Here is a 24,303-nt window from a genome sequence, read left to right on the forward strand (position 1 = left end):
CGAATACTACAACAACGACCGGATAAAACTGCGCCTAAAAGGAATGAGCCCGGTACAATACCGGACTCATAACTCAATTTTATCCTAACTTTAAACTGTCCAACTTTCGGGGTTCGGTTCATTGCTACCGGCGGTTCTTTTTTATGTGGAGTGGAGGAGTCTTATTTATAAATTCTCTTTCTGCTGTTTATGTTCTTCAACATTACCGCAAGGTTTAAGATGGCGGTAAACGACGGGATGCCCTGAAATACTGTCGATAGATAGCAGGCGGGAGGATTCGGATACGGCCACACCGAATGATTCCGATTGCCCCGTGAATAGGCTATTGATGTATCCCATGTCGTTCTCCTATATATTCAAGTTTTTCAAATATTGCGAGAGTTCCATGTTCGCAGAATAATCCACCGGACATTCGATTATGCTCGGTACATTCTGACGGAACGCCTCTCTCAACGTACGAGGCAAATCTTCGGTGCGTTCGATGCGGTAGCCCTTCAGATGCATGGATTCGGCGTACTTGACGTAATCCGGGTTCGTGAATTCCACTGCAAAACTATCGCCATAGCGTTCTTCCTGTTTCCACTTGATGAGGCCGTAACCACCATCGGTGAAGATAAGTGTCACGAACGGGATGTGTTCGCGGTAAGCCGTTTCAAGTTCCTGGCTGTTCATCATAAAGCCACCATCACCCGTTACAGCCAAGATTTTCTTCTTTGGATTCAGAAGTTTAGCCGCAATCGCCCCGGGCACAGCAATACCCATCGTGGCAAAACCATTAGAGATAATGCAAGTATTCGGATGGTAACAATTGTACTGACGAGCAATCCACATCTTGTGTGCACCCACATCCGAAATCAAGATATCATCTTCATCCATGACCAAACGGATGTCATGCAACACCTTTTGCGGTGTCGGCGGAAAAGTCGTGTCATGATCGTAACGCGAATGATCAGCATTCATCATCTGGCGAATTTGCAAAGCCCATTCGGGTTCCCAAGTGTTAGGACAAACGCTGCTAAGAGCATCCAAGGATGCAGAAATATCACCAATGATTTCTTCGTCGGGCTGATAGAATTTGTTCACATGGTTCGGCGTTTCGTCAATGTGGATAATCATCTTGTCACCATTCGGGTTCCACTTGGCGGGCGCATATTCCACGACATCATACCCCACAGCAATCACGAGATCCGCTTGTTCCATGACGATGTTCGGAAAATCCCTTTGCGGCATTCCGATGCACCCCATGAAATACTTGTTATCGCAAGACACTACGCCTTTAGCCATCATGGTACACACCACGGGAATCTTCGAGGAACAAGCAAACGCGCTTAGCGCCTCAGAAGCATGGTTACGGACGGCGGAATGCCCCACAAGAATCACCGGATGCTTTGCCGTTGCAAATACACCACCCGCAGCAAGAATCGCATCGGTGCTTGCATACACCGTATTTTCGCGATGGTGCTTTAACGGCATTTGAGCCACCTCGCCTTCTACGTCCATTGCGGCAATATTGCAAGGCAAGTCAATGTGGCACGCACCAGGCTTTTCCATTTCAGCATACTTGAAAGCAATACGAACAATCTCGTTCACCGTATCCGGGCGAACAACCTGCTTACTGCGCTTGGTAATCGGCGTAAACATGTTCACCAAATCCAAATATTGATGGCTCGTCAAGTGCATACGCTCTGTACCCACCTGCCCCGTAATTGCAATCAGCGGAGCACCATCGGAGTTCGCATCGGCAACACCTGTAACAAGGTTTGTAGCGCCAGGGCCAAGAGTCGAAAGGCAGACGCCCGCCTTCCCCGTCAAACGGCCATAGACATCAGCCATAAAAGCGGCACCCTGTTCATGACGCACCGTAATAAACTTGATTGACGATTTTTTTATCGCTTCCATCAATTCCAAAGTTTCTTCACCAGGGATTCCAAAAATGTACTTGACGCCTTCACTTTCTAAGGACTTGATCAAAACTTCAGCAGTATTCATAATTTTAAATGTCTCCGCCAATGTTTTGCAAAAATCGTGCCAAAGAGTATTTTTAACGTAAAAAAGCCAAATTTTGAAAGAAATATGGCTCTGGAGAGCATTTTTAGGGCGATTTTGGGGTTTTGGCAAATACAAAACCATCAATTATACAAATAATGGAATGCACTTTTACATAACAATTTCTGTAATATCCACAAGAAATGTAATAGATAGATTATAAAAACACGCGTTTTAAGCCTATATAAGCCTTGGCACATTTTTTGCGACTAAATGAACATGGAATGTGTAGAGACAGAAGATACTTTTATCAAATCCATTTCGGCATTATCGAAAGTGGAGTTCGAGCACCGCTGCAGGCGTTTGCATAACGTTCTTGACGAGAACGATCTTTCGTCGAGTATGGGAGGCAACCACAAGGGCACAGACCCCATCCCTCTCGTGATTACGGCCGAAGAATGGAAAACGCTAGAAGCGGGTGTGGCGCAAAGGGCTAGGCTTTTTAACGCACTCGCAAAAGACATTTATGGCGAACAAAGTCTTTGGAAAAAAGGCAAGTTGCCCGCCGCGCTATTGTTTGCGAACCCGGATTTTTTGCAGGTTGTATGGAAAGTGCACCCGGTTGGCGATGTTTTTGTGAACTTGACATCCACCGATGTGGCAAGGCTCAAAGACGGAAATTTCGTGGCGGTATCGGACCATTTGCAAGTACCCGATGGCTTGGGACGTGCGCTAGAGAACCGCATTGGCGTAAGCCGTGCATTCCCGGAACTTTTCCGTAGCATGCAAACGGAACGGTTGGCAGGATTTTTCAAGAAGCTGATGGATGGCCTAGACGCCATGCACAAGAACATAGGAGGTGAAGGTGAAACCAGCAAGGTGGTACTTTTGGCATCGAGTCCGGACAATCCGCGGCGAGCAGAAGACGCCGTAATTGCCCGTTACCTCGGGATCCCGCTTGTCGAAAACGATGACCTCGCGATTCGAAACATGCAGGTGTACATGAAGACGCTTATGGGGCTCAAGAAGATTGGGACCATATTCCGCCGAGTGGAAGATGGCATGTGCGACCCGCTGGAATTGCGAATTGACAGCGGCGAAGGGGCTGTTGGCTTAATCAGTTCCGTCCGTGCAGGGAACGTGGCGATTGCGAACTTTCTCGGGACAGGTGTTTTGGAAACGCCCGTGTTCAAGCCCTTTTTGCCTGAGATTTGCCGCGAGCTTTTGGGCGAAGAACTGCTGTTGCGCGATGTGGAAACGCTTTGGCTCGGGAATGCAGATGATGCGGAACGCGTTTTGGCAGAGCCCGAAAAATGGATTTTCAAAAAAGCATTCCGCGACGAAGGAAGCTTCAAGGAGGCAGAACCCAAGACTTATGCGACCATGACAACAACGGCTCAGCTCGCGTTGTTGCAAGCAGTTGAGAATGCGCCCGAGCAATGGGTGGCCGAAAGATCGATGGAAGTTTCGACGGTTTACGCTTACCGAGGTGAGTTCACGCCGGCGGTTTCGCTGATGCGGTTCTTTGCGGTGAATACCGCGAACGGAACTTCGGTGATGCCAGGCGGCCTCGGGATTTTGGACAACGGACTTGGTGAAAAAGACATCTGGGTGCTTTCGGAAAGGCCCGTAGCAAACTTTTCATTGCTCGCTCCTGCCGGCCAGTCAATCACGCCGTCGAGAGCTGGAGGCGACTTGCCTAGCCGTGCGGCCGAGAACTTGTTCCGGCTGGGGCGAGCATTGTCATCATCAAACATGATGGCCCGTATTGCAAGAGGAATCGCAGTGAGGCTTTCGGACGAATCCTGGATGGACATGCCGGAACTGCCGTGGATACTGAAGGCCGGGCTTACTGATGAAACGCAGTCGAGGCTTGCGCAAGATCCCGAAAACGCACTCCGTTACTTTATTTTGCGCAAGGACAACAAGAACGGCATGCAATGCGTGCTGACGGAAATTCGAGAACTCGGCATGCAGTTGCGCGACCGCATTTCGGAGGATTTATGGCTTTATCTGAACGGATTTGGCATTGCAGAAGTACCGGCAGGAACAGGTGCGGCAGCGCTGTTGCCCTACCTAAAGGAGGTCCTGTCGGACAGCGCTGCGGTGGCCGGGCTTGCAGCAGATTCCATGACGCGCGGCCACGAATGGCGCTTTTTGGAACTCGGTCGTGAAATCGAGTGCGCCATCCGCACCTTGCTACTGGTCAAAAGTCTGCTGTACACAGCCTCTACCGACGAGATGACGAACTTGCGCTTATTGCAAGCGGTGCTTGAAATCGGCGACGGACTTATGACATACCACCGCCGCTATGGCGGCCGTTTGCAAGTTGTCCCCGTCATCGACTTGCTTTTGTCAGACGAATCCAACCCGCGAAGCGTCGCCTACCAGGTGGCAAAACTGCGGAAAGCCGCAAAGCACTTACCAGGAAACGACCAGAGCGAAGCGACATTCTCGCCGCTGGACCGCGAACTGATGCGCGTGCTCGCCGAGCTCCGCCTCGCGAACATTGAACAACTTGCAGAAACTGTAGATAACAAAAGGGAGAACCTCATAAAACTCGTAGAAACACAGATAAATTCTATTGAACGGATTGCCGAAATCGTAAACAGGCTCTACTTAAGCCACGCCCCTCGCGCAGGAGTTTTCCACGCGACAACCACGGATGTGTCGGAGGTTTAAGATGCCCATTTATCAAGTTGATCACGAGACCGTTTATGATTACCGACTCCCCGTTCTTTACAGTAACCACCTCGCCCACATGCTCCCGCGAACAGTCGACCGACAGAACTGGCTCAGCCACAGCATCGAAGTGGATCCGAACCCGACAATTCAGCAAGAACGTATCGACATTTTCGGTAACAGGGTGTTGGCATTCAGCATCGAGCAGGAACACACGCACTTTAGATTCAAGACGACCGGCATCGTAGATGTTCAGGGAGAAGAACCGCCTAAACAAGGTGAAACGATGAAATGGGAAGATGTCGCAAAGCTTTTGGAACGCCCAACAAGCGACGAGACGCTAGACGCCGCGATGTACGCCTACGCCTCCCCTTTCGCCAAGTTTGACGAATCGGTTCGCAATTACGCGCTCGAAAGTTTTGAGCAGGGCCGCCCCATTTTTGACGCCGCCTACGAGCTAATGACGCGAATCTATACGGATTGCAAGTACACACCAGGAGCGACGAGAATCGGGGCGCAACCGCAGGAAATCTTACGCGGGCGAAAAGGCGTCTGCCAGGACTTTGCACACCTGATGATCGGCTGTCTGCGTTCACTGCATTTGCCATGCCGTTATGTGAGCGGTTACCTCCGCACGCACCCTTGCGAAGGGCAGCCCAAGCTTGTCGGGGCCGACGCGACCCACGCCTGGGTCAGCACTTACATTCCCGGCCACGGCTGGGTAGAACTGGACCCCACCAACAATGTGCTTGGAGGTAACGAGCACATTATACTCGCCTGGGGTAGAGACTTCGGGGACGTGAGCCCGTTAAAGGGCGTCATCACCGGAGGTGGCGAGCATACCTTGAAAGTGTCCGTAAACGTGGACCTTAGGGATGAATGAGAAGAAAACCTAAAAGCATAAGGAAACAAAACATGCGATTTGGAAATTACGACACCGAAGGCTTTTACGATGAGCTTTGCTTACCGGATGGGACTCCCCGCCCGGCCGCAGAGCCGTTGTTTACGAAAATCAACGAGCTTCCCGAAGGAGAACTGCAACGCCGCCAGACCATTGCAGAATCCGCATTTTACGATAACGGAATTACATTCGCGGTTTACGGCAACAAGGACGGTAAGGACAAAATAATCCCCTTTGACGTCATCCCGCGTATTGTAAGCGCAGCCGACTGGAAGCACCTCGAAGCGGGCCTCAAACAGCGTACAGAAGCGCTGAACTGCTTTTTGACGGACATCTACAACGACCGCAAGATTTTGCGTGACAAGGTCGTCCCCGAAAGCCTCATCAACACCTGCACCGCTTACAGAGCGCAGATGGAAGGCTTTGTGCCGCCCAAGGGAATCTGGGCGCACATTACAGGCACAGACCTTGTGCGCGATACCGACGGCACATTCTACGTGCTTGAAGACAACATGCGTTGTCCGAGTGGAGTCTCGTACGTGTTGCAGAACCGCCAAATTCTCAAGAGGACCTTCCCGCAGGTATTCTCCAACTGTTCCATTCGCCCGGTAGACGAATACTGCACCCGCCTGCGCCACGCATTGGAATACTTGGCTGATTCAACAGCATCGCCCAAGGTGGTGGTGTTGACTCCCGGTATCTACAATTCGGCGTACTACGAACATTCCTATTTGGCACAGCAGATGGGCGTGGACCTCGTGACCGGCGACGACCTCGTCGTGCAAGACAAGAAAGTCTACGCACGCACAACGCGCGGCCTCAAGCAGGTTCATGTAATTTACCGCCGTGTCGATGACGAATTCTTGGATCCGAAGGTTTTCCGCCCAGATTCTTGCCTCGGCGTGCCCGGATTGATCGAAGCGTACAAGGCAGGTAACGTAGCGCTTGCGAATGCGCCCGGTTGCGGAGTCGCTGACGACAAGGCGATTTACACCTATGTGCCGCAGATTATCAAGTACTATCTCGGCGAAGAGGCAATCATCCCGAATGTGCCGACATTCGTTTGCGAGAACCCGAAGCACATGCAGCATGTTTTGGACCACATCAAAAACATGGTCGTCAAAGCCGCCAGCGAATCCGGTGGCTACGGAATGCTCGTCGGTCCAAAATCGACAAAGGAGGAATGCGAGGCGTTCAAGAGCAAGATTATCGCGAACCCGCGTAACTACATTGCGCAGCCCATGATTTCGCTCAGCCGCGTGCCTTGCATTGTCGATGGCGGTTTCGAAGGTCGCCATGTGGATTTGCGCCCCTACATTGTGCAAGGGCGAGAGACTTACATCCTCCCCGGCGGCCTCACTCGTGTGGCGCTCCGCAAGGGTTCCATCGTGGTGAACAGTTCACAGGGCGGCGGATGCAAGGACACTTGGGTCATCGCCGAAAACGAAAAGGCTCCGGAACTCGGACAAGCTAAACTCTGGATGGAACAACAACAGCAACAACAATAGGAATTTAGAAGTAGGAAGTACAATATGTTAAGTAGAGTCGCAAATTCCATTTATTGGCTTGCCCGCTATATTGAACGTGCCGAGAACGTCGCGCGAAGCATCGATGTGAACCTCCAGCTGCAACTGGACTTGCCCGGCGAAGAACGCCCTTGGGAACCGGTGATTCAAATTGCCGGCAATGCCGATGACTTCTTCAAGAAATATGCCCATGTTTCCATTGAGAACGCGCTCATGTTCTTGACGTTCGACAAGGAAAATCCGAACAGCATCATTTCGTGCGTCGGGGCCGCCCGTGAAAACGCCCGCTGCGTCCGCGAAAGAATTTCTTCGGAACTGTGGATTGCCATCAACCAGTTTTACTTGAAACTAAACGACCCCGAAATGCCTAAAGAAGCATTGGCTGGTCCGCACGCCTTTTACAACAGCGTCAAGGAATTCAGCCAACTCACCGCAGGCATCATCCAGGGCACGATGAACCACGATGTCGCTTGGAACTTCACGCATCTCGGCACATTGCTCGAACGCGCCGACCAGACTTCGCGTATTTTGGATGTCAAGTACTACATCTTGCTCCCGAACGTGAGCATGGTAGGCATGGCGCTCGATACAGTGCAGTGGAACGCCGTTCTCAAGAGTGTCGGTGCATACGAAATGTTCCACCGCCGCAATTCGAATGTGACACCGCATAACGTCGCGGAATTTCTCCTGCTCTCCGAAGACTTTCCGCGTTCCTTGCGCTACTGCCTTGAAAAAGCGGAGCAGTGCCTTAAGAACATCGCCTACCCTGTCAAAAGCAAGGCGGAATCCATCCGCCTTTTGGGAAAGCTGCGTTCCGACATCGCCTTTACCACTATCGAAGAAATTATCGACCAAGGGCTTCACGAACATATCGAAAAAGTACAGATTCGCCTAAACGAGCTCGGCAACCAGATCTGGAAAGATTTCTTCTGCTAAAAAATTCCATTACACCTAAATAAAAAACAATGGCGGGTTTCGGCACGCCATTTCTTTTGTATATTCCGAACATGGCGTTTTCTAAGGAATATCTCAAAGATTACGAACGCAAGATTCGTGAGCTCCCTGTCGAGGAGCTCTACGATATTTTAAGCCAAATTCGCGATCATGCATTTCAGGCAGATGATTCTCCAGAACGGATCCGAATTGTCGAAAAACGCATAATCGAACTCACCGGCAACAAAGATGACATTTTGCCATTGCCACAGTATACACAAAGTCTCAATGAAAAATATCAAAACAGAATGACGCCAGGCTCTATTGTATTTAAAGTCATTGGCATAACCTTAATCTTTGCGGGTTTCTGCTTTATCGATAATCAGACAAAGCAATACACATCTTTTAACTTTATTATAAGCGGACTAGGATTTTTAACATTTGTAATAGGCTGTACATTTGATGGCCAAATAAGACTGTGCTTAAAAGAATTTACCGTCATCAGAACAAGAAAAGATCACCCAAAAGAATTTAAACTCATTACAGGCATTCTTGACTTTATCGGCTTTGGACTGATCATTTACGGTCTTTTTGCTTTTTAAATTTCTATTTTTGCAAAGCGAGCCTTTAACTCGCTTTTTGGAGCTTTTATGAAAACTTGCAGAATTTGTGGCGAAACATCCGAAGCAAAATCTTACTTTGCAAAGGAAATGATGTATTTAAACGCAGGACGTTTTGAATACTTTGAATGCCCACACTGCAAGTGTTTGCAAATCGATAGCGTTCCCGAAAACTTGAGCGAATACTACGGCCCCAATTATTACAGCTACAACAAACCCGCCGACACGGTCACCCGCGCAAAGACGCAGTACAACAAGCGCGTACTCGACGTGGGTTGTGGCGCAGGCGCATTGCTCTGCAGCATGGCGGCAACATCAGGAATCGAGAGCCTTACCGGTTGCGATCCGTTTATCGAGAACGACATCTCGTACGAAAACGGAGTTCAAATTTTCAAGAAGACAGTCCACGAAATGACGGGCGAATACGACGTCATCATGCTCAACGATTCGTTCGAGCACATGACCGATCCGCACGAAACCATGGACAGCCTCAAGCGCCTTTTGGCAAATGGCGGAACCATCAAGATGACACTCCCCATCTACCCCAATATTGCGTTTGAAAAATACAAAGAGAACTGGTACCAGCTCGACGCTCCTCGCCATATCTTTTTGCACTCCATCAACAGCCTGAAACTACTCGCCAATCAACATGGTTTCAAAATTGTGCAGATGATTTTCGACTCCAATAACTCCGCCATTTTGAGGAGCTACCTGTACACCAAAGGCATTACGTTCTGGAAACAGGATCCGAAGGATATTTTCAAGTATTTCACCAAAAGCGAGATCATCGACATCGATAAAAAAATGGCCGAGGCAAACAAAAAAGGCTACGGCGATCACGCCACAGTCTTCTTCATGCACAAGTAAAATATTTCTGCAAACATTGTATTATCACATTTTTGAAAGTGTTCCGTAAGCACGGAACATTTTTTTGTGCTATTTCGTATCAACCGATTTAACAAACATCACAATTTTCACAACACTTAAGAAAAAAAAACAATAAAATCCATCCTATATATAGAAAACCGCTATATATTCTTAATATATACGTGTGGGTTTAGAGTTTTTAAGGGATGAGATATGCAAAAAAAACTCGTGGTTTGGTCTCTCGCTTTTGCGAGTGTGTACTTTTGCGGTTGCACCGATGACAATGCGGCGGCTCCGTTCAACGATATTCCTCAAATCAGTGAAGAATCATCTTCATCTGCCGAGCAAAGTAATCACAACGATTCGAATTCATCTACTCCGGCAATAAAATCTTCTTCATCCAAAGTTCAATCCAACGAATCCTCGCAAACATCACCAAATTCAGAATCACCTAACGAAGAAACTCCAAAAACATCTTCCTCGTCCGCACCCATTTCAAGTTCAGCAATTGCACCAGCAAGCAGTTCGGTAATAGCCCAGCTTCCAGCATTTTCATCTAGTTCCTATGCTATTTCGTATGCTTCTGTAGCAAGCAGCTCTTCTACAGCAATTGTCGCATCATCTTCTAGCGGGCTAAAAGATTACGACGATAATCACAAGCCCAAGGACAGTTTCCTTCCGGCTGCTGGATTCTATTCCAACCTCACCATCAATCCGCTTTCGCCACAAAAAGGTGGTGAAATCCGTTGTACGTTCGACGGTTCATTCCCTACCGCACAATCCGAACAAATTACAGAAGCAAAAGCAATCACCGAAAATATGGTTATACGTTGTTCTGAATTTGTAAACGGACAGCCCATGGATACAACTACGCAGACGTATTTCATCAACGAAAATGTATCGATGCCGGTCGTTGCTATTACCGTTAACCACCATGACATGTTCGACTCTACAGACGGACTCTATGCAACTGGTAATGTTGGCGGTGCCGCGGGCGGTATGGGCAATTGGGGCAACATGGGTGGCGGAGGGAGCAACGTAACCGACAACAACAACCCGAAATGCACAGAACCCTGCAAGGGCGCAAACTTTTGGCGCGATGACGAACTCCCCGCTCACGTAGAATATTTCGAAAACGGAAGTTCATCCAAGAGCAAAGCTTGGGAAATTGATGCAGGTATTTCCATCATCGGAAATTGGAGTCGTTACAAGCCCAAAAAGAGCGTTGCGATTAAGATGGACAACGACATCTACGGAGACAAGGTCCTCAAATATTCCTTGTTCAAGACACGCTCTAATGCAAAAAAATTCAAGGCATTCAACTTGCGCAACAACGGTAACCGTTTCTGGAGCGACTATGTTGGCGATGCCATGATGACAGCCCTTTTAGAAGGCACCGATGTTGATTACCAGCGCAGCCGCCAAGTGGTTGTGTTCTACAACGGCGAATACTTCGGCATTCACGACATGCGCGAACGCCTCAACAGAAACTTTGTCGAAACAAATTACGGCATTGATTCCAAGTCCATCAACATGATAAAGATTACGGGAACAGGACTGGAAGCTAGCGGCACCAACGGCGCATCTACAACGGAATACCAGCAACTTTACAACGAAATCAGCAGCGCAAATTATGCAGGCGAGAACAACGCTCAATATGAGCAAGTAAAGACTAAGCTCAATGTGAACAGTTTTGCACAATACATGTTCGCTGAAATGTATTTCCATAACGGTGACTGGCCCACCAACAATGTGCGCGCCTGGGGTGGCAATGGTCATCCGTTCAAGTTCGTCGCTTTCGATACCGACCACGGCTTCGGATTTTCGCCGGGCATTAGCGGTTTCGATGTCGACAACCAGAACATGTTCGATTGGGTGCTCGGCGCAAAGCAGAACTCTACAGGAAACCAAGGCAATCAGGGCAACCAAGGAGGCATGTGGGGCGGCTTCGGTGGAGGCGGATTTGGAGGCTTTGGCGGTTTTGGCGGAGGTGGCGCAAGCGCAGGCCCCGGCACCATGCTCAGCAAACTTCTCAACAACCCAGACTTCAAGCGACTCTTCATCAACAACGCTTGCATTTTGTTGAACAGCTACTTGACATACGAAAAAGTGCAAAAGACCGTACAATCCATGATGGCCACCATTCCCTCTTCGGAACAGCAACGTGACCAACAAAGATGGCCGAGAAACCAGACTAACTTCAAGTGGGATCCGAACGGAAACAACTTGATTGCTTACGCCAAGAATCGCAGCGAAACCATCAAGAAAGAAATGGTCGAACGTTTTGACCTCGAAAACGAAGTTTCTGTAACAATTGGCGCAAGTGGAAATGGTTCCGTTCTTGTAGACAACATGAAACTTCCGAACAACAATTACCAATGCAAGTTCTTCAACAATAACGAGTTGTTGTTGACTGCAGTGGCAAGCTCTGGTGCAGTATTCACGGGATGGTCTGATGGTTCCACCGAAAATCCGCGCAAGGTTACACCAAGAGAAGGCTTGACCATCACAGCACAGTTCAAATAAAATATTTATATTCTATTCTCCTCCCCGCAAATAAGTAATGCGGGGATTTTTTATATTAAGAGCATGTCCAGAGCAGCCAAAAGACGCAGAAAAGCAATGATGATGGAGAGTCAACCTCTCCCACCCTCCGAAGAAGGGCCGATAAATCCCGCCCCAAAAAATTCACTAAGAAAGAAGGCACTAATTATTTTATTCATACTAGAGGCTTGTTTCATTATAGCATTTTTCCTTCTAAAAGCAAAAACAAATTCGTTCCATCTCGGATATTTCATCGACGAAACTTTTTTGAACAAGCTTGTAGAACGAGAGCAATACAGTACATTACTTAGAATTTCATTAGCCTTCTTTATAAGCTTTGGTTTGGGCATTATTTTACATATCTTTAAAGTATTGCCTCCAAGAAAAGACAACAAAGAACCAACTTTAAACAAATTTATTTTTGAATTTGTTATTCTAGTATTACTCGCCATTGGCGTTTCTATCCCGCAAGTTATCGAAATCCCAGCAAGATTCACGCAAAAGCCGACACTCCAAAAAGAAATCCTTATCGACAAAGATACATGGACATCGAGATCTGGGATGCATTACGACCTTATTTTCAGCAGCAAATCGAGCATAACTGTAAGCAAACGCACTTATATGGCAGCGCATACCGGAACTGAATATTATACTGTTTATCAAGGGTCATTTCTTATAGATTATTTCCCTACGGATAGATATTTTTTGAGAAAAGAATGAAGAAACTCGAAGAAATACAATTGATACAGTCATATCATTTGGTAAAGTAAAAATCAATTTCTTATTTATATTGAATAGTTATATTAGGGACATATCCCCCAAACAACAAAAATCTCCGTAACACTAGTGTTGCGGAGATTTTTTACTAAAAAATGCGCGGAGTAGTCAGATTGCTCTCATCACTATTCGGCTACGCCGATGCATACGCATCGCGGGATAGCCAGTTTGGCTGCGCTGGCTTCCCAATTGAGCATCGGGGTAGCCAGATTGGCTGCACTGGCTTCGGTTTCGCTTCGCTCACTTCCCTGCTTGCCCTTCGGGCTTCACCTTCGGTGAAGCTGATCTGGCTACCTATGATACGAAAAAAGGACCCACGAGGGGTCCTTTTTCGTATCGGGGTAGCCAGATTCGAACTGACGACATTCTGCTCCCAAAGCAGACGCTCTACCAGGCTGAGCTACACCCCGAAGTGACTGCAAATATAGCAAAGATTGCTGTAAATATGAACAAAACGACTAAAAAATTTCATCTATAACAAATTTTTTCATAAAAACTTCACTTTTGTGCACTGAAAATATTGACAATTGCCCAGTTGTGCATTATATTTATATTGTATAAATTCCAGAACCCTTTATGACGAGAGGCAAAAAATGGAAAACAACAACGAAAAACGCAAAGAAATGACGGCCAGACAAGAGGAAATCTACGAATACATTAAGAAGTATTCTAAGGAAAACCACATGCCGCCAACGGTTCGCGAAATCGGCAACCACTTCGATATTTCTTCTACGAACGGTGTGCGTTCCATTCTCGCAGCCCTCATCAAGAAAGGTTACATCAACCGCTCTCCGCGCCTCAGCCGCGGTATCGAAATTTTAAGCGACGATAAAGAATCTAACAAGGAAGTTGCAAGCAACACGATTGAAATTCCAATTGTCGGTCGAGTTGCCGCTGGTACGCCGATTCTTGCAGTACAGAATCTCGAAGGCACTGTTACGATTGATAGAGACTTCCTCGCCTGCCGTAGCGATGTTTTCGCGCTGCGCGTCAAGGGTGACTCCATGATCAACGCCGGTATTTTCGATGGCGACTTGATTTTCGCTCGTCAGCAAAAGACTGCCGATCTTGGCGAAATTGTTGTTGCACAGATCGATAACGAAGCAACGGTCAAGTACTACCACCCGAGCGCAGATCATGTTGAACTACGTCCGGCAAACCCGAAGTACAAGCCGATTATTGTGAACAACAAAAAAGACTTTTCGATTGCAGGCCGCGTCATCGGCGTGATGAGAAAGGTTAATTAATTTATTTAAATTAATCCAGAAAGACAAAAATAAAAACCGAGGTTCAACGCCTCGGCTTTTTTATTAAGTGAATGGGGCAAGCACCAACCTCTTTGGCTCGGTCGCAACGCTCCAGAATAACGACAAATTAATCGTCGAAATCGGCGAGTTCTTCTTCAGCTTCCTTCAAAGCTGCTGCGTCCGGTCCTTCGATATCATCGTCCTCCACTTCATCGAGAGAGTCACCGCCCATTGCGCCCAACTGGTATTCCACCTTGCGGGCTTCCTTGGACTGACCCAAGTGCAAAATAGCTGCACATTCTTCGCAATAGCCGAGATGCTTATCGACCCAGAATTCCGGAGACACGAGATTCTTGTTGCAACGCGTACAAATTTGCGTTGCAGCTTCACGCGTGAATGCGGCATTCTGTTCTTCAAGTTCCTTCAAGATACGTTCCGTCAATTCTTCCTGCGTTTCTTCAGCAAGAGAAATCTTGTGGCGGATTGCAGAAGTCGGCTTCTTTTCGAGGTTCTTCATTTCAGAAGTAACCTTTTTCTTGTTGGCGCGTTCTTCCTGTTCGTCAATTTCAACAAACATGATGAACTTGCAAGGCTTCTTGCCGCCTTCAAGCAAAACTGCATACGGATAATCAGACTTCACAGACGCCTTCTTCACTTCAACTTTCTCGGGAGCATCAACTTTCGGTTTTTCAGAAACTTTTTCAGGAGCCTTTTCAGCTGCTTTTTCAACAACTTCCTTAACAGGTTCCTTCACGACTTTCTTTTCGACTTCCTTTGCAACTTCTTTTTCGGGAGCCTTCTTGGGAGCTGCAGGAGCCTTAGCCACGACTGCCGGTTCAACCTTTTTTGCCGGAGCGGGTTTCTTGGAAGTTTCGGCAACAGACTTTGCAGCCGGCTTTTTTTCAGGAGCCGGAGCCGCCTTTACCGCTTTAACAGGTTCCTTTTTTGCAGGAACTTCCTTCTTTGCGACGGGCTTCTTGGCCGGAGCAGCCTTAGCAGGTGCTGCCTTTGCCGGAGCTTTTTTGGCCGGAGCGGGAGCAGCCTTGGCAGCAGGCTTCTTGGCAGGAGCAGGCTTTGCAGGAGCCTTAGCAGGTGCAGCCTTCGCCGGAGCCTTTTTTGCCGGAACAGCAGCCTTGGCAGCAGGCTTCTTGGCCGGAGCAGATTTCTTTTCAGAAGCACTCGCCTTTGCAGGCGCTTTAGATGTCGCTTTTTTGGAACTCATATTTACTTCTTTTCCACAATTGTAATGTTCAAAATCGGATCATTCGGGTCAATGCGGCATACGACGTCGTGTCCTTTAATGACCTTGCCAAACACCGTGTGCTTGCCGTCCAAATGCGGCTGCGGCAGGTGCGTAATGAAAAATTGCGAGCCACCGGTATTCGGGCCTCTGTTTGCCATCGAAATCACGCCGGTTTCATGCTTGAGATCATTCTTTTCATCGTCGATGGTGTAACCGGGACCACCCGTTCCATCGGCATTCGGGTCACCACCCTGGATCATGAATCCCTGGATGACACGGTGAAAAACAAGCCCGTTGTAAAAACCAGAATTGGCGAGATCAATAAAGTTGGCTACGGTATTGGGTGCCGCCTTGAAATTCAGGTCCACCTCAATTACCCCTTCATGAGTTTTAATCAGGGCAAGAATCTGGGTCGTCCCCGTATAATCCTTGTTAAAAACTTTACCCGCGGCAAAAGCGTTTGCGGCAAGGCACAAAGCACTGCAAATAATGAACTTTTTAAACAAAGCAATCTTCCGTTGTTATCGTTCTAAAAGAACAAATTGTTCAACTAGAATATAGTTTTTTTTTAAAGGGTTCACAGCGAGTACCAATAAACAGGCACAAGATTTCTATATTTACGCAAAAACTCTTCAACATCTTAATATGCCGCAAAACAACAATATTCGCAATTTTAGTATTATCGCCCACATCGATCACGGCAAATCCACCTTGGCCGACAGAATGATTGAATTGACCAAGACGGTCTCCAAAAACGAAATGATGAACCAGCTCCTGGACGACATGGACCTGGAACGCGAACGCGGCATTACGATTAAAGCTCACGCCATCCGCATGGTTTACGAAAAGGACGGCGAAGAATACATCTTGAACATGATCGACACGCCGGGGCATGTGGACTTCACTTACGAAGTCAGCCGTTCCCTCGCCGCTTGCGAAGGCGCCATCCTCGTGGTTGATGCTAGCCAAGGCATCGAAGCACAGACGCTTTCGAACCTCTACCTTGCAATCGAAAACGATCTCACGATTATTCCGGTTTTGAACAAAGTAGACCTTCCGGGTGCACAGCCCGACCATGTGGCACAACTCGTCGGTGACTTACTCGGCTATGATCCGGACCAAATTCCGCGCATTTCTGCAAAGACTGGCCTCAACGTAGAACAGGTGCTCGACAAGATTGTCGACGAAATCCCAGCCCCGAAGGGTGATGCAGGCAAGCCGCTCAAGGCTCTTATCTTTGACTCCGTTTACGATTCCTACCGCGGCGTGATCAACTACATCCGCATTGTCGAAGGCACGCTCAAAGCAGGTATGAAAATCCGCATGATGAAGACGGGCGGCGAATATGTCGTCACGGAAGTCGGTACATTCAGCATGCGCCGCGATCCGCGCCCGGAACTGACCGAAGGCATGGTCGGTTACGTGCTTGCAAACGTCAAGACCATCAGCGACGTGAAAATCGGTGACACGCTCACGGATGCAGCAAACCCTGCCGCAGAACCGCTCCCGGGTTACAAGGACGTGCTCCCGATGATTTACTCGGGTATCTACCCCATCGACCCGGAAGACTACAAAGATTTGCGCGAAGCCCTCGAAAAGCTCCGCCTCAACGACTCCGCCCTCTGCTGGGAACCGGAAACTTCCGAAGCGCTCGGCTTTGGCTTCCGCACGGGCTTCCTCGGACTTTTGCACATGGAAATCGTGCAAGAACGCTTGGACCGAGAATTCAACGTGGACATCATTACGACCGTGCCGAACGTGGAATACCACGTTTACATGAGCGATGGCTCCATGGTGAAAATCGAAAGCCCCTCCAAGCTCCCCGATGCAAGCCGCTACGACTATATCGAAGAGCCTTACGTGAAAGCACAAATCTTTACGCCTAAGGAATACGTGGGCGCCATGATGACGCTCTGCGAAGAAAAGCGCGGCACGTTCGAGACCATGGAATACATCGACGAAACGAAGGTCATCCTCAAGTACGACCTTCCGCTTGCCGAAATCATGTTCGACTTCTACGACCGTCTCAAGTCTTTAAGCCGCGGTTACGCTGGCCTCGACTACACGCCGAGCGAATACAAGCGCAACAACCTCGTCAAGCTCGACATTCTCTTGAACGGCGACCCGGTTGACGCTTTCTCCGTGATTATCCACCGCGACAAGGCAAACACCTACGCAAACGCCATCTGCGTAAAGCTCAAGGACCTCATTCCGCGCCAACAGTTCGACGTTGCCATCCAGGGTGCTATCGGCGGAAAGATTATCAGCCGTTCGACCGTGAAGGCTGTGCGTAAGGACGTGCTTGCCAAGTGCTACGGCGGTGACATCACCCGTAAGCGCAAACTTCTCGAAAAGCAGAAGGAAGGCAAGAAGCGCATGAAGAGCATCGGCTCTGTGGAAGTGCCGCAAAAGGCATTCCTCGCCGTGCTTTCGCTCAGCGACGATTCCACCAGCGGCAACGATTAATTGTAGTTTGTAAAGCAATGTCAGCACTCGATCGTAAAGTCAGGTCACTACAACGACGCCACTCCAGGGCGCACGTGTTTTTCTTGGTCTTTATACTCGGTGTTGTCCTTGCCATCATGATCGGCGTTCGCCATTACGTTATAGAGCCGGTTCGAGTCCAAGACAATTCCCTGTACCCCAAATTCAAAAAGAACGGTATTTTGTGGATGTGCAAGCTCCCCCGCTGCACCGAAAATATCAAGGACGGGGATTTTGTTTGGGGCATCATGCGCAACCAAGACAACATGGTACGCAGAGTTCTAGGCGTTCCTGGCGATTCCATCACCATCACGAATAACGGCAAGGTCTATACGCCTCACCGCAATTTCAAGTGGAATGGCGAAGACGCCTTTATTGAAACGCGCAGCATTTATGTTCCGCGCAAAGGCGATACGCTCTTTTTCAACAAGTTAAACGATGTGGAACAGGACTACCTGATTTCGCTTATGCACGAGCAGAACGAAAAAATCTACATCAAGTCGAGCCTTTGGCAAGGCAATCGTGAAATGCCTCTTGAACGCATAGGCTCCACCAAACTCGGGAATCGCCTTGTAAGCCTGCAAGAAATCGATTACATGCCTTGGCAAGACCGCTTCCTTGTAGAACTGCAGATATTCCTTGCAGAACCGGGAAACACACCCATCCGCATCAAGCGCGAACTGTACAACGCCAAAGACTCTTCCAAGATTTCATTCTACGTCGTCCCCGAAGACTGCTACTATCTCGTCTGTGAAAAGTCTAGCCACTGCGCCGACTCCAGAGAAATCGGCTATTTTACGCAAAACAGAATCCTTGGCCGAGCAAACAAAGTTGCAAACAAATTCCAAAAGCGAATTGACACTCGCATCGAGCAAGCCAAAAAAGCTATAAAAATGCTCCTGAAGGATTTATCCCCCAAGGATAAACCCAAACAAGACAAAAAGCCAAAGACAAAAAATAGCAAGACTACCAAAACTTAAAGTTTTGTAGTTTCCATAGAATTGTCAAGCGCAACAAATTCAGTACTTCATACAATCTACTGTTTTTAACTTTTGCCATTTCCACACACCATAAAAATGCCGGTATAAAAGTTAACTTTTCTAGCATTTCTAAAGCAAATAAGTGCCACATTTTGCAAACAATGGATTGCAAAATCACAAAAATAAAATATTTACGAAAGAAACCGACTAAAAGGAAACGAATTAAATTCCGGTTGAGCCAAAGCCACCACGATCAGCGCCATCAAGCGCGCCTTCCACAAACGTAAGCGTCGGCTGGATTTCCATAATACGGAACTGGGCAATGCGACTTCCCTTTTCGATTACCACATCGCGAGTAGCATACACAGGCATTTTCCACCAGTCGTTTGCACCGCAGTAGCTCGAATCGACCACGCCCACAGAATTCGCCTGCAAGATACCAAAATTCTTGAACGTGGAACTGCGCGGTGCAATATGCGCCTCGTAGCCTTCAGGCAACTTCATCGCAACACCTAGATGAATCAAGCGGAACTCCCCCGCCTTCAGCGTCACGGTCTCTGCCGCAGCAAGGTCAATCCAATCGGACTTGCCGCCGATATAAGTGAGTTTCGGGATAGATTCGTCGAGGTACTGAATTTTGATTGTCTTCGTGGTCATGATGCAAATATAAAAATAGTTGACAAAAAGCTGCAGTTAAAGAAAAAGCCCCCGGCTCTTTCGAGACCGAGGACTTTTTAGAGTGGTAATTTCCTTCGGAAATTACACCGCGCCCTGCCACTTCATGGCATCGGCAACCTTGAGGAAGCCAGCGATGTTTGCACCCATGACGAGGTTCTTCTTGTCGCCGTACTTGGCAGCAGCGCCAGATGCAGCAGCGTAGATGCTCTTCATGATGCCTTCGAGCTTCTTGTCCACTTCTTCGAATGTCCAAGAGAGACGTTCGGAGTTCTGAGACATTTCGAGACCAGAGGTAGCAACGCCACCAGCGTTAGCAGCCTTAGCCGGTCCAAAGAGAACGCCAGCCTTCTGGAAAGCTTCGATAGCTTCCGGAGTAGACGGCATGTTAGCACCTTCAGCAACAGCCTTCACGCCGTTAGCGATAAGAGCCTTTGCACCTTCGAGGTCGAGTTCGTTCTGAGTTGCGCACGGAAGAGCGATGTCGCACTTGACCGTCCAAACGCCCTTAGAACCTTCGTGGTATTCAGAACCCGGAACGAGCTTAGCGTATTCGCTGATACGAGCGCGCTTGTTGTTCTTGAGGTCGAGAACGACGTCGAGGTTGATGCCGTTCGGGTCGTAGATGTAGCCGTTGGAGTCAGAAACGGTCACAACCTTAGCACCGAGCTGCGTTGCCTTCTGGCAAGCGAACTGAGCAACGTTACCAGAACCGGAGATCACGACAGTCTTGCCCTGGAAGGAGTCGTTAGCGAGGTCCTTGAGCATTTCGCGAGTGAAGTAGCAGAGGCCGTAACCGGTAGCTTCGGTACGAGCGAGAGAACCACCGTAGGAGAGGCCCTTACCCGTGAGAACGCCAACCCATTCGTTGCGAATGCGCTTGTACTGACCGAACATGTAACCGATTTCGCGAGCGCCAGTACCCTGGTCACCAGCCGGCACGTCCGTGTCTGCACCGATGTGCTTGCAGAGTTCAGTCATGAAAGACTGGCAGAAGCGCATCACTTCGTTGTCGCTCTTACCCTTCGGATCGAAGTCAGAACCACCCTTGCCACCACCCATCGGGAGCGTGGTCAAGCTGTTCTTGAAAATCTGTTCGAAGCCGAGGAACTTGAGCATGGAAAGAGTAACTTCGTTACGGAGACGGATACCGCCCTTGTAAGGACCGATAGCGGAGTTGAACTGAACACGGTAGCCACGGTTGACCTGAACGTTACCCTTGTCATCGAGCCAAGGTACGCGGAAAGTGATCACGCGTTCCGGTTCGACGAGGCGGTCGATCACGCCGTTGGTTTCCCAAGACTTGTCCTGTTCGAGGACTGGGTCGAGGGATTCGAGGAATTCACGGACAGCCTGGTGGAAGAGGGCCTGATCCGGATCACGTGCGACGACCTTTTCATAAACCTTCTGAAGGTAAGCATTCTTGATTGCCATTTTATATATCTCCGTTGAGAGTTAGATTGTTAATGTTTTAACGGTTGTAAAGATAGTAAAGGGTGCTCCCAAAAAGTGAAAAAGGAGCAAAAATCTTCATTTTCTTACATTTTTGTAAGTTAGTTTTTCAGTAGTTTTAACAATTGCTTTTTTTCGCTAAAAAACGAGGGTCTACAATGCAAACACTTACATTTTTGTAAGTTTATGTATTTTGCAATTTTCAGTAAATAAAGTTTTACATTCATAATAATGTTTTTTGTTATTCGAGATGGCGATCCCGGTACAGAGACCGGGGTGACAAGGTAAAAAATAATGGATCCTATCGCTACGCTCCAGGATGACAGCAAAAAAATACCCGGCTCGGTGGCCGGGTGACATTGCAAAAAAGCCTGCGCAGTGGCAGACTTTTCAATACTAGAAATGACTGGGTGGGGCAAGCCCCAACCTCTTAGGCTCGGTTATATCCATGCAAGCATGGCTGCAACGCTCGCCTTTTGAGGTAGTCTTTCCGCCTTCGGCGTCAGGATGACGTGCGTCTACTAGATTTCCATAAAGTTTTTGAGGTCGTTCATGCGACGCTTGGCGTATTCAAGCCCCATGTTATAGGATTCGTCAAGCTCATTACGGTCTGTTGCAAAAAGATCGCAAACTTCTTTTTCCGGGCGGAAAATCAAAAGCTTGCCTGCTTTTTCGAGTTTTTCCATCTCGGCAAACATTTTTTCGTAGCGCTTGTAACGCAACATGAGCGCACGGAAAAAATCCGGATACTTGCGCTTGAACATCGGGTTCAAAATCACGCGGTACTTGCGGAAGTCCGTCACTATCTCGCCCGGATAATGCGTCGAGACCACAACGACCTTGTCGCAGCCCTTTTCAAAAGCGCGCTGGTACGGAATCGGAGAAGTCACGCAGCCATCCGCATAATGCTTGCCGTCAATCTGGGCAATCGGGAATAACATCGGGAGAGCGCTACTCGCATTCACGATATCGAGCAAACGCTTTTCGCTCATGTATTCCTGGAAAAATTCCGAACGCCCCGTTTCCAAACAGGTAAGGCCAAATTCACATTCCACACCCGAACCAAAGAACAGGTGGAAATCAAACGGCATATCGCCATACGCTGCATTGTAATGGAGCGCATAACATTCTTTCTGGATGCCATCAAAAATGCGATGAGCTTTATCCCTACCCTGCTGAATTTTAGTCGGCTGGATAATGTAGCGGAAACGGCCACGCTGGCGCGTGACAAAGTTCATGGCAGCATGGCAACCAGCACTTACTCCCGAAATATACGGGAAATAAACACCTTCATCGAGCCAAGCGTCCAAAACGCCTGCCGAAAAAATGGTCTGACGCGACCCACCCTCTAGAGCCAAGCCTATTTTCACTACTTGCTCTCCTCGGAAATTTCAGCCGGAGTTTCAGCAGCGACAGGGAGAATTGCCCCTTGCTGTCCCAAAGCGATTTGCTTCAAGTTCCAGACCTTCTGGCGGAAATATTCGCTACGTTCGGCGAGATGCTTGGAAGACGGAATGCCCTTCACGCGTTCAATCGTTTCAGGTTCGTCCACCACAATCTGCGTACGGTGACCAATCTTATAAATACCATCAATGCCGAGAGAAAGAACCGGATAACCCGTACTGCGAGCGAGGAATGCAAAACCAGTCTTGAATTCGTTCAAGAGGCCATCATAACGGCACTTGCCTTCCGGGAAAATAATAACGGAATTGCCCTTTTCGAGTTCCTTCTTGGCAAGGAGCGCCCATTCAGTATCGAGGTTAAAACGATCGCAAGGAATCACGTTCTTGAAACGCTTCAAAGCCCAGCTAAAATGCGGGTCTTCCACCTGGTCCTTGGCAACAACGATACTGCGCTTATGGAAAAACAAGGACTGTACCATCAACGGATCAAGCATACTCGTGTGGTTTGCGATAATCACCATCGGTTGCTTCAAATCAGTAGACTTGACAGACCCTAAGAACTTCATCTTGGGACGATAAACTACTAACAAGTAAGTGCGCACCCCGTAAACAACAGCGAGGAGCACTAACTTCCAGAACAAATCAGCAATTATATTTTTCGCTTTTTCAATCATCAACAATGCAATACTTCGCTTTTAGGAGATGCCCGAACAAGTCGGGCATGACATTTCAAGCAACGCCGGCCCTTCGACGACGCTCAGGGCAGGCTCCGGCCGGAATGACTCAGCCATCTAGACTACTTGCCCAAACTTTCCTTGGGGATGCTCGTAAACGTAAGAGAGCCCTTGGCGTGGACATTGCCGTTCACCTTGACAACGCAGTCAAAGCCAACGATAACTCCACCACCCTTCGTCTTGTTGACGGTGATTTCGAGCTGGTCGCCCGGAATTACCGGCTTCACGAACTTGAATCCGTCAATCTTCAAAAGAACGTACAAGTTCTTTTCGAGATCTCCGGCCGGCTTTTCGATTACGAGCGAGCAGAGCTGAGCGCAAGCTTCGCAAATGAGAACGCCCGGCATAATCGGGGTACCCGGGAAGTGGCCCATGAAGTACGGTTCGTTCACGGAGACATTCTTGATGCCCGTTGCAGATTCGTTCGGAACGAGTTCCGTGACCTTTTCGATCATCTGGAACGGCGGACGCTGGGCTATCTTTTCACTGATCTGGAAAATGTTCATCACAGGGAAAGACCTCCATCCAATACGATGACCTGACCTGTCACATAAGCGAACTGGTCAGAAGCGAGAGCAGAAACAACGTTTGCAACTTCGTCAGCAGAAGCAAAGCGCTTGAGGGGCACCTTTTCGAGGTAGCCCTTGCGGGTTTCTTCCGGAATGGCTTCGATCATTTCGGTAGCAACAAAGCCCGGAGCGACAGCGTTCACACGAATGCCGTAGCCGCCAAGTTCCTTGGCGAGCGTCTGCGTAAAGGAGTTCACGGCGCCCTTCGTGGCACTGTAAACTGCCTGACCAGCAAGAGCAAACTTGGAAGAAACAGAAGACATGTTGATAATGACACCGGACTTCTGCTTGTACATCTTGACGGCCACCTGCTGGGCGCAATAGAAGTAACCCTTCACATTCAAGTCAAAGCACTTATCGAGCGTATCCGGGTTCATCATGAGGAGGTATTCATCGCGGACGATGCCAGCATTGTTCACGAGAACGTCGATGCGGCCGTAAGCCTTGAAAACATCGCGAACCATCTGCTTGACTTCGGCAAGCACGGCAACGTTAGCCTTGTAAATCATGCCGTCGCCACCTTCGGACTTGATTTGGTCCAAAGTTTCCTGAGCAGCAGCATCAGAGCTAGAATAGTTTACGACGACCGTGTAGCCGTCACGAGCGAGGCGCAAGGCGCAAGCCTTGCCAATCCCCTTAGAAGAACCAGTAACGATTGCAACTTTCATTATAAATTCTCC

22 protein-coding genes and 1 tRNA gene are annotated in these 24,303 nt (G+C 48.5%); 12 read left to right on the plus strand and 11 right to left on the minus strand.

Annotation, left to right across the window (positions count from 1 at the left end; all coding sequences use genetic code 11):
- A partial coding sequence (locus BUA34_RS16250; RefSeq protein ID WP_139255906.1) for an IS3 family transposase occupies positions 1-88 on the plus strand: 88 nt, incomplete at its 5' end.
- A 77-nt stretch (positions 89-165) separates the two neighbouring features.
- Here BUA34_RS16250 and BUA34_RS15860 read toward each other — a convergent pair.
- Both BUA34_RS15860 and BUA34_RS06895 read right to left on the minus strand, forming a co-directional pair.
- Complete coding sequence (locus BUA34_RS15860) at positions 166-339, minus strand: hypothetical protein (RefSeq protein ID WP_175545427.1); 174 nt, start codon at positions 337-339, stop codon at positions 166-168.
- A 9-nt stretch (positions 340-348) separates the two neighbouring features.
- Entirely contained in the window at positions 349-1,989 is a 1,641-nt protein-coding gene (locus BUA34_RS06895) for an acetolactate synthase large subunit (RefSeq protein WP_072828288.1), read from the minus strand.
- Between the two features lie 270 nt (positions 1,990-2,259).
- Here BUA34_RS06895 and BUA34_RS06900 point away from each other — a divergent pair, with 270 nt between their 5' ends.
- From BUA34_RS06900 to BUA34_RS06935, 8 genes are all read left to right on the plus strand, one after another.
- Positions 2,260-4,668, plus strand: a complete 2,409-nt coding sequence (locus BUA34_RS06900) for a circularly permuted type 2 ATP-grasp protein (RefSeq protein ID WP_254794364.1) — start codon at positions 2,260-2,262, stop codon at positions 4,666-4,668.
- A 1-nt stretch (position 4,669) separates the two neighbouring features.
- Positions 4,670-5,551 (plus strand): transglutaminase family protein, encoded by an 882-nt coding sequence (locus tag BUA34_RS06905; protein WP_072828013.1) that lies wholly within the window; start codon positions 4,670-4,672, stop codon positions 5,549-5,551.
- 32 nt (positions 5,552-5,583) lie between these two features.
- Positions 5,584-7,077, plus strand: coding sequence for a circularly permuted type 2 ATP-grasp protein (locus BUA34_RS06910; protein ID WP_072828014.1), 1,494 nt, complete (start codon positions 5,584-5,586; stop codon positions 7,075-7,077).
- Between the two features lie 24 nt (positions 7,078-7,101).
- Complete coding sequence (locus BUA34_RS06915) at positions 7,102-8,031, plus strand: alpha-E domain-containing protein (RefSeq protein WP_072828015.1); 930 nt, start codon at positions 7,102-7,104, stop codon at positions 8,029-8,031.
- A 71-nt stretch (positions 8,032-8,102) separates the two neighbouring features.
- On the plus strand, positions 8,103-8,630 hold the full coding sequence (locus tag BUA34_RS06920; RefSeq protein WP_072828290.1) for a hypothetical protein: 528 nt from the start codon (positions 8,103-8,105) through the stop codon (positions 8,628-8,630).
- A gap of 48 nt (positions 8,631-8,678) precedes the next feature.
- On the plus strand, positions 8,679-9,515 hold the full coding sequence (locus tag BUA34_RS06925; RefSeq protein ID WP_072828016.1) for a class I SAM-dependent methyltransferase: 837 nt from the start codon (positions 8,679-8,681) through the stop codon (positions 9,513-9,515).
- 213 nt (positions 9,516-9,728) lie between these two features.
- On the plus strand, positions 9,729-12,041 hold the full coding sequence (locus BUA34_RS06930; protein ID WP_072828017.1) for a CotH kinase family protein: 2,313 nt from the start codon (positions 9,729-9,731) through the stop codon (positions 12,039-12,041).
- 63 nt (positions 12,042-12,104) lie between these two features.
- Positions 12,105-12,779 (plus strand): hypothetical protein, encoded by a 675-nt coding sequence (locus BUA34_RS06935; protein ID WP_072828018.1) that lies wholly within the window; start codon positions 12,105-12,107, stop codon positions 12,777-12,779.
- 393 nt (positions 12,780-13,172) lie between these two features.
- On the opposite strand, the gene BUA34_RS06940 is transcribed toward BUA34_RS06935, so the two are convergent.
- Positions 13,173-13,246, minus strand: a tRNA-Pro gene (locus tag BUA34_RS06940).
- Positions 13,247-13,429: 183 nt separating this feature from the next.
- On the opposite strand from BUA34_RS06940, the gene lexA reads away from it, so the two are divergent.
- The gene (gene lexA / locus BUA34_RS06945) at positions 13,430-14,083 is read left to right on the plus strand and encodes a transcriptional repressor LexA (RefSeq protein ID WP_072828019.1); all 654 of its coding nucleotides are present in this window, start codon (positions 13,430-13,432) and stop codon (positions 14,081-14,083) included.
- Positions 14,084-14,210: 127 nt separating this feature from the next.
- On the opposite strand, the gene BUA34_RS15865 is transcribed toward lexA, so the two are convergent.
- Together BUA34_RS15865 and BUA34_RS06960 are read right to left on the minus strand one after the other, a co-directional pair.
- Entirely contained in the window at positions 14,211-15,305 is a 1,095-nt protein-coding gene (locus tag BUA34_RS15865; protein ID WP_175545428.1) for a hypothetical protein, read from the minus strand.
- 2 nt (positions 15,306-15,307) lie between these two features.
- A complete protein-coding gene (locus BUA34_RS06960; RefSeq protein WP_072828022.1) occupies positions 15,308-15,832 on the minus strand; it encodes a peptidylprolyl isomerase in 525 nt (174 codons plus the stop codon).
- A 139-nt stretch (positions 15,833-15,971) separates the two neighbouring features.
- Here BUA34_RS06960 and lepA point away from each other — a divergent pair, with 139 nt between their 5' ends.
- The gene (gene lepA, locus BUA34_RS06965) at positions 15,972-17,792 is read left to right on the plus strand and encodes a translation elongation factor 4 (protein ID WP_072828023.1); all 1,821 of its coding nucleotides are present in this window, start codon (positions 15,972-15,974) and stop codon (positions 17,790-17,792) included.
- 17 nt (positions 17,793-17,809) lie between these two features.
- On the plus strand, positions 17,810-18,790 hold the full coding sequence (locus BUA34_RS06970) for a S26 family signal peptidase (RefSeq protein ID WP_072828024.1): 981 nt from the start codon (positions 17,810-17,812) through the stop codon (positions 18,788-18,790).
- Between the two features lie 222 nt (positions 18,791-19,012).
- Here the strand turns inward: BUA34_RS06970 and BUA34_RS06975 are convergent, their stop codons facing one another.
- The 6 genes from BUA34_RS06975 to BUA34_RS07000 all read right to left on the minus strand — a co-directional run bounded on the left by BUA34_RS06975 (position 19,013) and on the right by BUA34_RS07000 (position 24,291).
- Positions 19,013-19,447 (minus strand): dUTP diphosphatase, encoded by a 435-nt coding sequence (locus BUA34_RS06975; RefSeq protein ID WP_072828025.1) that lies wholly within the window; start codon positions 19,445-19,447, stop codon positions 19,013-19,015.
- 102 nt (positions 19,448-19,549) lie between these two features.
- Positions 19,550-20,899, minus strand: a complete 1,350-nt coding sequence (gene gdhA, locus BUA34_RS06980; protein WP_072828026.1) for an NADP-specific glutamate dehydrogenase — start codon at positions 20,897-20,899, stop codon at positions 19,550-19,552.
- 539 nt (positions 20,900-21,438) lie between these two features.
- Positions 21,439-22,287 (minus strand): patatin-like phospholipase family protein, encoded by an 849-nt coding sequence (locus BUA34_RS06985; RefSeq protein WP_072828027.1) that lies wholly within the window; start codon positions 22,285-22,287, stop codon positions 21,439-21,441.
- Entirely contained in the window at positions 22,287-22,994 is a 708-nt protein-coding gene (locus BUA34_RS06990; protein WP_072828028.1) for a lysophospholipid acyltransferase family protein, read from the minus strand. The genes BUA34_RS06985 and BUA34_RS06990 overlap by 1 nt, the downstream gene beginning before the upstream one ends.
- 122 nt (positions 22,995-23,116) lie before the next feature.
- Positions 23,117-23,560 carry a 3-hydroxyacyl-ACP dehydratase FabZ gene (fabZ, locus tag BUA34_RS06995; protein WP_072828029.1) on the minus strand — a complete coding sequence of 148 codons (444 nt, stop codon included), beginning with the start codon at positions 23,558-23,560 and terminating at the stop codon, positions 23,117-23,119.
- Positions 23,560-24,291, minus strand: a complete 732-nt coding sequence (locus tag BUA34_RS07000; RefSeq protein ID WP_072828030.1) for an SDR family NAD(P)-dependent oxidoreductase — start codon at positions 24,289-24,291, stop codon at positions 23,560-23,562. Before BUA34_RS07000 ends, fabZ begins: the two co-directional genes overlap by 1 nt.
- Positions 24,292-24,303 lie beyond the last annotated feature (12 nt).

It is taken from the genome of Fibrobacter sp. UWB12 (assembly GCF_900142485.1).
Taxonomy (GTDB): Bacteria; Fibrobacterota; Fibrobacteria; order Fibrobacterales; family Fibrobacteraceae; genus Fibrobacter.